Below are 12032 nucleotides of genomic sequence, written 5' to 3'. Positions count from 1 at the left end.
TCGGCGTCAGGGCGTCAGGGCGTCCGGCGTCAGCGCTGCGAGCGGGTGACCCAGCGCGCCCGCGCCGCCAGACCCACGCGGAGGACCAGCCGCAGCGGTGCGAGCCACCACGCGCGGTAGCGGCGCGACAGGAACCGGTACGCGCTGCGGTGGTGCTCCTGCTCCATGCGCCGCACGTTCTGCGCGGTCGAGTGCGCACCGGTGTGGGTGACGACGGCGGCCGGGACGTACCGGTTGGTCCACCCGGCAGCGGTCACGCGTGCACCGAGGTCGACGTCCTCGAAGTACATGAAGTAGCTCTCGTCGAACCCGCCCAGGGCGACGAACCGGTCACGGCGGACGAGCAGGCACGCGCCGGACAGCCATCCGGCGTCGCGCTCCCGGTCGGTGTCCCGCTCGGCCTTGTACCGGAGGGACCACGGGTTGCTCGGCCACATCCGACCGAAGGCGGCGTGTCCGATCCCCGTCCGGAGGGACGGGACGTTCCTGGCGGACGGGTACACCTGTCCGTCCGCGTCGAGGATGCGCGGTCCGAAGACGGCTCCGAGGGGCGTGCGGTCGGCGGCCGCCACGAGCGTGGCGATCGCGTCGGGCCGGACCTCGACGTCGGGGTTCGACACCAGGACGTACTCGGCGTCGTCGGGGACCAGTGCGAGCCCGGCCGCGACCCCGCCGCCGTACCCGCGGTTGTCCGGCAGCGGGAGGAACCGGGCGCCGTGCCGCTCGGCGACGGTCCGGGCGGCCTCCTGCCCCGACGAGGCGTTGTCGACCACGACGACGTCGGCGTCGCCGTGGTGCTCCGAGGCGCGGATGCTCCCGAGGAACCCCTCGAGCGCAGCCGCGGAGTCGTAGGCGACCGTGACGACAGCGACGCGACTCACGACGCGCTCCGGAACGCTTCGAGGTGGCGGCTCGCGGTGGCTGCCCAGCTGAACGTGGCCGCGCGGTCCACGGCGGCGCGCCCGAGTCCGGCGCGGCGCTCCGGCGCGTCCACGAGGGCGAGGAGCGCGGCCGCGATGCTCGACGCATCGGGCTCGGTGTAGGCGACGGCGTCACCACCGACCTCCGGCAGGGCCGTGCGGTCCGTGGTGAGGACGCAGGCCCCGGTCGACATCGCCTCGAGCACGGGGAGGCCGAAGCCCTCGGCAGAGCTCGGGTAGGCGACCACCGTGGCGCCGCCGAGCAGACCGGGGAGCGACTCGAGCGGGACGTACCCGGCCTCGTGCACGCCGTCGGCCGGACCGACGGCGTCCAGGGCGGCGGCGGCGACCGTGTCCCAGCCGCGCTGACCGGCCACGACCAGGTCGGGCCCGTCCGGTCGCGAGCGTCGCAGGCTCCGGAACGCCTCGACGAGCGGTCCGACGTTCTTGCGGGGCTCGATGGTGCCGAGGAAGGCGATCCAGCCGCGGTCACGGTCGAGTCCGAGGTGCGCCGCGGCGCGGTCCACCTCGGCGTCGCTCGGTTCGTGGAAGACCGTGTGGTCGACGCCGTGGTGCGCGACCACGACGTCGCTGCGGACCGCGTCGACGTGCTCGCGCAGGGCGGCGGCGGTGGCGGCGCTCGGCACGATGCAGACGCGTCGGGCGACGAGTGCGGCCCGGATCCATGCGCGGAAGAAGGTCCGCTTGATCCTGCTGTGCGCTTGCGGGTCGCTGAAGAAGGTCGCATCGTGCAGGGTCACGACGTTGCGGTGCGCGAGCAGCGGGAACGTGTAGTGCGGCGAGTGCAGCACGCGCGCCCGGGCGCGGAGGCGGAGCCACGGGAGTCCGACCTGTTCCCACACGAAGCGCAGGGGCCGGGAGCGGATCCAGTCCGGGGCGACGGTGATCTTCGCGGACGGGGCGAGCGCCCGGAAGTGGCCGACGTGCTCGCGTCGCAGGACGAGTGCGAACGACGCGCCGAGTTCGTCGAGCCCGGACACCAGCCCCTCGAGGTAGCGCCCCACTCCGCCCAGCCGTTCCGGGATCGCGGTCCCGTCGATGAGCAGTGGAACGGTCATGGAGCTGTGCGGTTCCTCTCGGGCGGCAGGGCAGCGTCAAGCATAACGGAACCCCGTTGCCACTACGCTCGCTGGGGTGACTGCAACCCGTGTCCCCGCTCGCGCGCGCGTGCTCCTGATCGTGGGCGAACCCATCTCGGAACGCCTCGCCGGTCCGGCCATCCGTGCGTGGGAGATCGCCAGGGCCCTGACCGCGCGCCACCACCACGTGACGATCGCGTCGTCCCGCTCCGTGTCCCGGGAGGGCGAGGGCTTCCGGGTCGTCGAGTTCCGCGCGGACAACGCGGAGGCGCTCGTCGACGAGTGCGACGTCGTCGTCTTCCAGGGCGGGTTCTACAACACCGTGCCGTGGCTCGCGGTCCGTCCGCAGGTCCAGGTGATGGACCTCTACGACCCCTTCCACCTCGAGTTCCTCGGCCGCCAGCACGGGTTCGACCGCGACCAGGAGACGCGCGTGGTCAGCGAGCTCACCAAGGAGCTCAACGCGCAGCTCGCCCGCGCCGACCTCGTGCTCTGCGCCAACGACCGGCAGCGTGACCTGTGGATCGGGCAGCTCGCCGCGCTCGGTCGTGTCCGACCGCAGAACGGCACGGACGACGGCACCATCGACGACCTCGTGCGGATCGCCCCGTTCGGCGTCACCGGCCAGGCCTTCGAGCCGACCCCCGGTGCCCTCCGCGGCAAGGTCGAGGGCATCGGCGCCGACGACTTCGTGCTCGTCTGGGGCGGCGGCATCTACGACTGGTTCGACCCGATGACCCTGATCCGCGCGGTCGACGTGGCCCGCCACGAGGTCCCCGAGCTCCGGCTCTTCTTCATGGCGAAGGTGCACCCGAACGCGATGCTCGACGGGCACGCGGTCCCCGACCAGGCCGTCGCCCTCGCGCGCGAGCTCGGGATCCTCGGCACCCACGTCGTGTTCAACGAGGAGTGGGTGCCCTACGACGAGCGTGCCGGGTACCTCGCCGAGGCGGACATCGGCGTGACCACCCACCCTGCCGGTCTGGAGACCCGCTTCAGCTTCCGCACGCGCAACCTCGACTACCTGTGGGCGGGGCTGCCCATCATCACGAGCGAGGGCGACGTGTTCGCGGACCTCGTCGAACGTCGTGGCAACGGCCTGACCGTGCCCGTGGGCGACGTCGACGCCCTCGCCGCCGCGATCGTGCGCGCCGCGCGCGACTCGTCCGGGCGCGAGGCGTGGGCCGCGGCGTCCCGGGAACTCGCAGCGGAGATGACCTGGGACCGCGTGCTCGCACCGTTCCTCGAGTTCCTGGACGCACCGGTCCGCAGCGAGGTGCCGATCTGGAACATGGTCGAGGACCCGCCGCCGCTCCCCGCCCGCACCCGCCGCGACGACCTCGTGACGTTCGCCAGGCTGCTCCGCGAGGGCGGCCCGCGTCTCGTGACGGAGCGCATCCGGGACCGGGTGCGCCGCGACGCCCTGCGGGTCGTCGGGCGCCGCTGAGGGCTCCGGACGACGCTGAGGGCTGCGGACGACGCTGAGGGCTGCGGTCGACGGCCGCCCGCGACTGCCTCCTGGCGGTCGCGGGTGGCGTCGGCTCAGGTGGTCGTGCGCGGCCGCGGTGCGGTGGCCGTCCGGTCGATGGTGCGTCGTTCCCGCAGGGCGGCCGGGAGGCGCGTGGCGGCCTGGGCGAGCGCGCGCCGCTCCCAGCGTGCGCGCCGTCGACTGCGCGGGTCACGGGCCACGGTGTCGAGCACGGTCCGGACGACCGCACGTGCCGCCGCGCGTGCGACGACCGGCCACGCTGCGTTCTTCACCGCCACGACCAGGCGGTTCCGCGTGTTCGCGACCACGAACCCCTCGGACTCGGTGCCGAGCGACGAGGCGTGCCGGTGCACCGCGACGGCGTCGCCGACGAAGCGGATGTCGTGGCCCAGCCGGCGGAGTCGCCAGCTGAGATCGGTGTCCTCGTAGTACATGAAGAGCGACTCGTCGAAGCCGCCGGCGGCCCGGAACGCGGGCATCGCGATCGCGCAGGCACCGCCGCAGAAGCCGAACACCGCCGGCTCCGCTGGTGCGGGGTGGGGGACCAGCCAGTCGCGGTCGCCGCCGTTCCCGGCGCGGTCGACGACGTTGCCGGTCGAGTTGGTCAGCACCCGCTCGCCCGGTTCGCTCCGGAGCAGGATCCTCGCGGTCGTCGCACCGGTCACCGAGCCGTCGAGCACCGGGGCGGTGAGCGCGGTCAGGAACCCGGGCTCGGCGACGGCGTCGTTGTTGAGCAGCACGAGGACGTCCGCCGTCGAGGCCGCCGCCGCGAGGTCCACACCGGTGCCGAACCCGCCGTTGTCCGGGCTCTCGAGCACGCGGATGCCGGGGAGCGCAGCGCGGAGCCGCTCGGCCGAGCCGTCACCGGAGGCGTTGTCGACGACGGTGACGACCGCGCCGAGCTCGTCGGCCTGGCCCCGGAGCGACTCGACGCACTCGATCGTCAGGTCGGCGCGTCGCCAGTTGACGACGACGACCTCGATCCGGCCGGGCACCGGCGTCAGAACTGGATCGCGGCGGCGGCGCCGATCGGACCGTAGGAGGTCGCGGTCGGGCGGACCGTGAAGGTCGCGCCGTCCGTGATGCGGTGCAGCTCCTGGCTGTTGCGGCCGAAGACGGCGCTCGTGACCCGGTACTCCCCGCCGCCGAGGCGGACGTCCGAGAACGTGAAGCGGACCGTCTTCTTGCCGACGAAGGACGGGATCGGCGTCTTCACGAGGTCGCTGTGGGTGCCCACGACGACCTGGCCGAACGGGTTGTCGACGTGCACGCCGATGCCCCACTCGTCGAGCTGCGTCCGCGCGTCGACGGTCACGTCGATGGTCAGGGGACGGTCGGGCTGGACGACGACCTGGCCGCTCTTGTCGTCACGGTCACCGGCGACGACGATCGACTCGACCCGGGCGATGTCGAACGAGGGGGCGGGCTCGGGTTCCGGCTCGGTGCGACGCGCGCTCTCCTCGTCGGCCGCGATCGTGGTCTGGAACCCGGAGCGGAGGACGCTCACGGCGTCGGTCGGGTCGCCGTCGAAGACGACGCTGCCCCGGGCGAGCACGAGTGCGCGGGAGCAGAGGTCGGTGATCTGGTTCAGCGTGTGCGTGACCAGCACGATCGTCCGGCCCTCCTTCTGGAAGGAGGCGATCTTGTCGAGGCACTTCTTCTGGAAGGCCTCGTCACCGACGGCGAGGACCTCGTCGACCAGCAGCAGGTCCGGGTCCACGTGCACGGCGACGGCGAAGGCGAGTCGCACGTACATGCCGCTCGAGTAGAACTTCACCTGCGTGTCGATGAACTCGGCGATGCCGGAGAACTCGACGATGTCGTCGAAGTAGCGGTCCGTCTGCGTCCGCGAGAGGCCGAGGATCGACGCGTTCAGGTAGACGTTCTCGCGGCCCGTGAGGTCGGCGTGGAAGCCGGCGCCGAGCTCGAGCAGCGCCGCCATCCGGCCACGCCGGACGACGGATCCGCTCGTCGGCTGGATGATGCCGCCGATGGTCTTGAGCAGCGTCGACTTGCCGGACCCGTTCGGGCCGATGAGGCCGACGGTCGAACCGGAGTCGATCTCGAGGCCGATGTTGCGGAGCGCCCAGAAGTCCTCACGGAAGGCGTTGTTGCGGCCGGCGCTGAGGACGCGCTCCTTGAGGCTCTTCTCCTTGTGCAGGACGAACCGCTTGGAGACGTCCTGGACGCGGACGATGGGGGTGGCGGTGGACATCGATCAGAGCTCCTGGGCGAAGTTGCCCTGCAGGCGGGCGAAGACCCGCTGTGACACGAACAGCAGGACGAAGCCCACGACGAGGGCGACGAGCATGCGGGTGGCGAGGTGGTCCGGCGTCGTGCCGTGGCTGGTCGCGCCCCACATCGCCTGCTGGAAGCCGATCACCGCGAGGGTGACCGGGTTGTTGAGGTACAGCTCGGTGAGCCACCCGGGGACGCGCGTGGCGACCTGGGTCCACGAGTAGACGATGGGGGAGCCCCACATCGCGAGCATGAGGACGACCTCGACGAGGTACTGCACGTCGCGGAGGTACACGTTGAGGGCACCGAGCAGGAGGGCCAGGGCGACGGCGTAGACGATGGTCAGCACCAGTGCGGCGACGCCGTAGAGCAGGTCCCAGCCGAACGCGATCGTCTGGAGCGCGAGCGCGGCGACGAGCAGGATGGCGAACTGGATGAGGAAGTTGAACAGCGCCGACCCGACGGACGAGAGCGTGAAGATCTCACGCGGCAGGTAGACCTTCTTCACCAGGCCGGAGTTCACCACGATCGACGCGGTGCCGGAGCCGACGATCTCCTGGAAGACCGTGAAGATCGTCAGCCCGGAGAAGATGTAGATCGCGAAGTTGTCGATCGCCTTCGCGTTGCCGAGGAACGTCCCGAGCACGACGTAGTAGATGAAGAGCTGGGTGAGGGGCCGTGCGAGGCTCCACAGGAAGCCGAGCGACGAGTCCTTGTACCGGGCCTTGAGCTCGCGCTTCGTGAGCATGCCGAGCAGCTCGCGCTGGGCCCAGATGTCGCGCACGCTGTTGGCGAACCCCGCCAGGCCGGTGCCGCGGGCGCCTGCGTGCTGCCAGGGTTCGGTCGCCAGCCGTTCCGCCCGTCGGACGGCCATTGAACTCGCGTCAGGCATGGGGTGCGGTCTCCTCACGAGGGTTCGGTCCCGCGGATGCGCAGGACCGGCGGCGACCGGGAGATCGCCGCGGAGATACTACGATAGACCGGCTGGAGCGGTGGTCGAGACCCCGCACCGACTGACCGGAAGGGGCACCACCATCAGGATCCCGACCCTCGCCGGGGCGAAGCGACGTCTCGGTCGGTACCGCATCCGTCTCGGACGCGCCCTCATCCGCCAGGCTGCCGTCGCCGAGGCCGGGTCGCGTCCGCCGCACGACTTCCGGACCTGGGTCGAACGCCGTTCCGGTGGTCGGTTCGTCGGGTTCCCCGAGCAGTGGCGTGAGCTGGTGGCCGCCGCGGACGCCGCCGTGCCGGCCACCTCCACGCCGCTGGACCGACCGCGGGTCGCCGTCGTCCTGCACGTGCACTACCCGGAACTCGTCCCCGGTCTGGTCGAGCGCCTGCGTGCCGTCCCGGAGCCGTTCGACCTCGTCGTGACCGTGACGGACGGCGTCGAGGTCGACCTCGACACGAGCGCCCTCGACCTCGTGCGCCGCGTGCTCGTCCTGCCGATCGAGAACCGCGGGCGCGACGTGCTGCCGCTGGTGTCGGTGGTGAACGCCGGCCTGCTCGACGGGTACGACGCGGTCCTCAAGGTGCACACCAAGCGGTCGGCCTGGCGGGCCGGCCACACGACGCTGTCCGGCAGCGGCGCCGAGTGGCGTGACGAGCTCCTCGACGCGGTGCTCGGCAGCCCGGAGCAGGTCGCCCGGGTGCTCGACGCGCTCCGGTACTCCGACGCCGGCATGGTCACCTCCGGCGCCTCGATCGTGGGCGCCGAGCACTGGGGCGCCGACGAACCCGGTGTCCGGTCGCTGCTGCGCCGGATCGAGCTCGAGGACCTGCCGATCGACCTGCGCTTCCCGGGCGGCTCGGTCTACTGGACGAAGGGGTTCGTGCTCCGTGGGCTGCGTGCCCTCCGGATGGACCGCGACGACTTCCCGGACGAACGCGGCGAGATCGACGGCACGACCGCGCACGCCGTCGAGCGGCTGCTCGGGGTGCTCACCGTGGAGAGCGGTCTGACCGTCTCGGCGGTGGACGCCCTGCCCCCGCGGCGTCCGGTACCGCCGGTGGCCGCCGAGGTCGTGCCCTTCTACCTGCCGCAGTTCCACACCTTCCCCGAGAACGACGCCTGGTGGGGGACCGGCTTCACCGAGTGGACCAACGTCACGCGCGCCGTCCCGGACCACCTCGGGCACGCGCAGCCGATGCTCCCGAGCACGCTGGGCTTCTACGACCTGCACCGGGACGAGGTCCGGGCGGCCCAGACCCGACTCGCGCAGGACGCCGGCATCGGGGTCTTCATGTACTACCACTACTGGTTCGCGGGCAAGCAGCTGATGAGCATGCCGCTCGAGCGTCTCGCGGCGAGCGACCTCGACCAGCGGTTCTGCGTGATGTGGGCGAACGAGGACTGGACGCGGACCTGGGACGGACGCGGTGACTCCGTCCTGATCGCCCAGGACTACGACCGCGTCCCCGCCGAGGACTTCCTCGAGCACCTCCTCCCGCTCCTGGCGGACCCGCGCTGGTACCGCATCCGCGGTGCCGCGGTCATCGCCGTGTACCGGCCGGCGCACCTGCCAGACCACCGCGCGACCATCGCCGCGTGGCGTCGACGGGCCGAGGAGGCCGGGGTCGGTCCGCTGCACGTGCTCGGCGTCGACGTCGGAGCGGTGTTCGACGGGCTGGGCGCGGACGGGCTCGCGGACTCCGGGCTCGACGGGTTGCTCGCGTTCCCCCCGCACAACCACCCCTGGCGGTGGAAGGAACAGGGCGCCCTCGAGGTTCGTCCGGCGTTCGCCGGGCGCATCCTCGAGTACCGTGCGATGGCGGACGAGACGATCGACCGGCTCCGTGCTCCCGGCGGGCTCGGCGACGTCGCTCCCGGGGTGATGGTCGGCTTCGACAACACCGCGCGCCGACAGCTCGCTCCGGACCTCTGGTACGGCGCCAACCCGTTCACGTTCCGCCGCTGGTTGGCGGAGGCCGTCCGGTCCGCGGAGCGGGTCACCCCGGATGCGCCGGTCGTCTTCCTCAACGCCTGGAACGAGTGGGCCGAGGGGGCGGTGCTGGAACCGACGGAGCGGTTCGGGGCGACGTACCTCGACGCCACCGCGTCGGTCCTCGGCCGGTGAACACCCTCTAGACTGCCCGAGTCGATCGACACGTCAGGGAGAGCAATTTGCTGCACAAGTTCAGGGTCTGGGCCGTCGCGAGCGCACGGAAGTCGCTCCCGATGAACTCGAGGAGCCGGGGCCTCGCGATCGCGGGGTTCCACTCCTACAAGGGCGCCCGGGTCTGGCTCGCCGACACCAAGCAGCTCTTCGCCAAGGTGCCGCAGCGCGCCGCCGGCTTCGAGTCGTACCACGACTTCCTCGCGCAGCAGCGGCGCATCCCGCACGCGCCGCTGGACCGCGTCTCCCAGACCCGCTTCGCGGTGGTCGTCGAGTCGACGGACCCGCAGGCCGACCAGGTGACGCTCGACAGCGTCCGTGCCCAGCGCGGCGACGGCGAGGTCGAGGCGGTCGTCGTGCCGCGCGGCACGACCTTCGCGGCGATCACCGAGCAGGTCGACGCCGACTTCTTCCTGTTCCTCCGCGGCGGCAGCGTCCTCCGGTCGAACGCCTTCACCGACATCGCGCGCCTGCACCGCATCGACCCGGCGCTCGGGCTGATCGTCCTCGACTCCGACCGGATCGGCCGTCGGGGGCGTCGGACCTCGCCGCGCTTCCGTCCGATGTGGTCGCCGGAGATGCTCCTCGGGGCCAACTACATCGGTCGGGCCTTCGCTGCGAGCCGTGCCGTCGTGTCCCGGGTGCCCGAGGCCGACCTGTCCGACCGCGGTGTCTGGCGCTTCCTGCTCAGCGCCCGCCTCGAGGAACGGACCGTGGGCAACGTCTCCCGGGTCCTGCTCTCGGAGCGCGTCGACGAGACCGCCTGGCGGGCGACCCCCGCCGACGCGGCGATGGTGCGCGAGGTGCTCGAGGCCCAGGGTCACACGGTGACGACGCGTCCCCAGGACGGCGTCGTGCGGGTGTCCTTCGAGCCCGAGGCCTGGCCCAAGGTGTCGATCGTCATCCCGACCCGGCACAACCGGTCGAACCTCGACCGCCTGCTCCCGAGCCTCGCCCGCACGGACTACCCCGAGTTCGACGTCACGATCGTCGACAACGGCGGCGAGGACGAGGAGCGCGCCGCCTGGTACGCCTCGGGCGAGCACGGCATCGTGCCGAAGGTCATCTGGTGGACCGAGACCCCGTTCAACTACTCGCGCGTGAACAACGTCGGCGTCCGGTCGACCGACGGCGACGTGGTCCTGATGCTCAACGACGACACCGAGATCGTCGACCCGACATGGCTGCGCGACATGGTCGGCATGCTCGAGCGGGACGGCGTCGCGACGGTGGGCATGCAGCACCGTCAGGGCGACGGCCTGATCCAGCACGGTGGCGTCATGGTGGGCCCGAACGGCTTCGCGGACAACCTGTTCACCGGGATGCAGCCCGGTTCCGAGACCCTGCTCGGCTCGACCCGCTGGTACCGCGACTCCCTCGCGGTGACCGGGGCGTGCGTCGCGATCAGCAGGAAGCACTTCGAGGAGGTGGGCGGCCTCGACGAGCGGTTCATCCTGACCGGGAGCGACGTCGTGCTCGGCCTCGACCAGGTCATCGCCGGCCGTCGCAACGTCGTCATCCCCTTCGACATGGTGCGCCACTACGAGTCGATCACCCGCGGGACCTCGGTCCCGATGGAGGACTTCTACGCCAGCTACTGGCGGTACCACCCGTGGCTGCAGAACGGCGACCCCTACTCGTCGCCGAACGTGTCCCGGCTCTCCGCCGTCCCGCGCTTCGCGAGCACGCGCGACCCGAAGCCGGTCCAGCTCGCGTTCGCCGTGCTCGGACGCGCCTACACGAAGGTCGCGCAGAGCTCCTCGATCTCCGACGAGGCCAAGTCGCTCCTCGGCGTGGCCTCCATCACCCACGAGACCGTCGAGCGGGTGCACGCGGTGCACGCCGCGACGACCGGCCCCCGGCCGGTCCGGACCATCAACTGGTTCATCCCGGACGTCGACATGCCGTTCTTCGGCGGTCTCAACACGGCCTTCCGCCTCGCGGACAAGCTGACCCGTGAGCACGGCGTCCACCACCGGTTCATCGCCTACGCCCAGCCGAACGAGGCCTACATCAAGTCGGCGATCGCCGCGGCGTTCCCGTCGCTGGCCGAGTCGGAGGTCATGTTCTACGACGGCTCCGACGAGCAGATCGCGGCCGTCCCGAAGGCCGACGCCGCCATCGCCACGCTCTGGCTCACCGCGATGCACGTCGCGCGTTCGGACAGCGCGCCGCGCAAGTTCTACCTGATGCAGGACTACGAGCCTGCCTTCTACCCGGCGTCGAGCATGTTCGCGATGGCCGAGGAGAGCTACCGTCTCGGGCTGTACGGCATCTGCAACACCGAGAGCATGCACCGCATCTACTCGGGGGAGTACGGCGGCAAGTCCATCCCCTTCACGCCCGCCGTCGACCGGTCCATCTACCACCCGGACGGTCGCCGCGAGAAGGGCGAGGACGAGCCGGTCACGATCTTCGCGTACGCCCGCGACCACTTCCGGAACTGCTGGGAGCTCGTCTTCCAGGCCCTGACCGAGATCAAGCGTCGCCACGGCGACGGGGTCCGGATCCTCGCCGCCGGCGCCCGGTACCTGCCACAGAGCGCCGACTTCATCGACATGGGCCTGCTCGACTACCGTGCGACCGGGCGCATGTACCGCGAGACGGACATCGGTCTGACGATGCAGATCTCGCGGCACCCGTCCTACCTGCCGCTCGAGCTCATGGCCAGCGGTGTCCCGATGGTGGCGCCGGACAGCGAGTGGTTCACGTGGCTGTTCCGCGACGACGAGAACTCGCAGCTCACCATGCGATCGCTCGACGACATGGTCGAGAACCTCGACTCGCTGATCCGCGACGCGCAGCTGCGGCGGAAGCTGTCCGCCGGTGCGCTCGCGACCATCGACGCGAACCACAGCTCGTGGGACCACGCGCTCGAGCACATCTACCCGTTCCTCGTCGACCCGGAGGGGGTGCTCGCCGGGCAGCAGCCGGTCGTGGCACCGGCCGGCACGCTCGCGGCCGCCGAGGCGGCCGTTGCGGCGACCACGGTCGAGCCGGAGACCGCGGACGAGGCGGCCGACACCGCGCACTGAGGGCAGGCGCCAGCGCACGCAGCGGGGGGGGGGGGGGGGGGGGGCCCCCCCCCCGCCCCCCCGGGCGGGGGGGGCCGGGGGGGGGGGTGGCGGGCCAGGGTGGAAGTGAGGGGGGGGGGGGCGTAGGGTGGCCG

At 71.7% G+C, this 12032-nt stretch carries 8 protein-coding genes; 3 read left to right on the top strand and 5 right to left on the bottom strand.

The window, feature by feature from the left end; genetic code table 11:
• Positions 1-29: 29 nt before the first annotated feature.
• Together ABIC52_RS07780 and ABIC52_RS07775 are read right to left on the bottom strand one after the other, a co-directional pair.
• On the bottom strand, positions 30-881 hold the full coding sequence (locus ABIC52_RS07780; RefSeq protein WP_250367277.1) for a glycosyltransferase family 2 protein: 852 nt from the start codon (positions 879-881) through the stop codon (positions 30-32).
• Positions 878-1999, bottom strand: coding sequence for a glycosyltransferase family 4 protein (locus ABIC52_RS07775; RefSeq protein ID WP_126890691.1), 1122 nt, complete (start codon positions 1997-1999; stop codon positions 878-880). The genes ABIC52_RS07780 and ABIC52_RS07775 overlap by 4 nt, the downstream gene beginning before the upstream one ends.
• Positions 2000-2075: 76 nt before the next feature.
• Between ABIC52_RS07775 and ABIC52_RS07770 the strand changes: the two genes are divergently transcribed.
• Positions 2076-3467 carry a glycosyltransferase family 4 protein gene (locus ABIC52_RS07770; protein ID WP_209824128.1) on the top strand — a complete coding sequence of 464 codons (1392 nt, stop codon included), beginning with the start codon at positions 2076-2078 and terminating at the stop codon, positions 3465-3467.
• A 95-nt stretch (positions 3468-3562) separates the two neighbouring features.
• Here the strand turns inward: ABIC52_RS07770 and ABIC52_RS07765 are convergent, their stop codons facing one another.
• Genes ABIC52_RS07765 through ABIC52_RS07755 form a run of 3 tightly spaced genes read right to left on the bottom strand, consistent with a single transcriptional unit; the run spans position 3563 to position 6639 of the window.
• Positions 3563-4504 (bottom strand): glycosyltransferase family 2 protein, encoded by a 942-nt coding sequence (locus ABIC52_RS07765; protein ID WP_202976522.1) that lies wholly within the window; start codon positions 4502-4504, stop codon positions 3563-3565.
• Positions 4505-4509: 5 nt separating this feature from the next.
• The gene (locus tag ABIC52_RS07760) at positions 4510-5724 is read right to left on the bottom strand and encodes an ABC transporter ATP-binding protein (protein ID WP_126890693.1); all 1215 of its coding nucleotides are present in this window, start codon (positions 5722-5724) and stop codon (positions 4510-4512) included.
• Positions 5725-5727: 3 nt separating this feature from the next.
• Positions 5728-6639, bottom strand: coding sequence for an ABC transporter permease (locus ABIC52_RS07755; protein WP_126890694.1), 912 nt, complete (start codon positions 6637-6639; stop codon positions 5728-5730).
• 100 nt (positions 6640-6739) lie between these two features.
• Between ABIC52_RS07755 and ABIC52_RS07750 the strand changes: the two genes are divergently transcribed.
• Both ABIC52_RS07750 and ABIC52_RS07745 read left to right on the top strand, forming a co-directional pair.
• The gene (locus ABIC52_RS07750; RefSeq protein WP_354027051.1) at positions 6740-8824 is read left to right on the top strand and encodes a glycoside hydrolase family 99-like domain-containing protein; all 2085 of its coding nucleotides are present in this window, start codon (positions 6740-6742) and stop codon (positions 8822-8824) included.
• A 101-nt stretch (positions 8825-8925) separates the two neighbouring features.
• A complete protein-coding gene (locus ABIC52_RS07745) occupies positions 8926-11898 on the top strand; it encodes a rhamnosyltransferase WsaF family glycosyltransferase (RefSeq protein WP_161972595.1) in 2973 nt (990 codons plus the stop codon).
• Positions 11899-12032 lie beyond the last annotated feature (134 nt).

This window comes from Curtobacterium oceanosedimentum, assembly GCF_040545555.1.
Taxonomy (GTDB): domain Bacteria; phylum Actinomycetota; class Actinomycetes; order Actinomycetales; family Microbacteriaceae; genus Curtobacterium.
The sequence above is the reverse complement of the archived record's forward strand: the minus strand, read 5'-3'. Positions and strand labels throughout refer to the sequence as shown.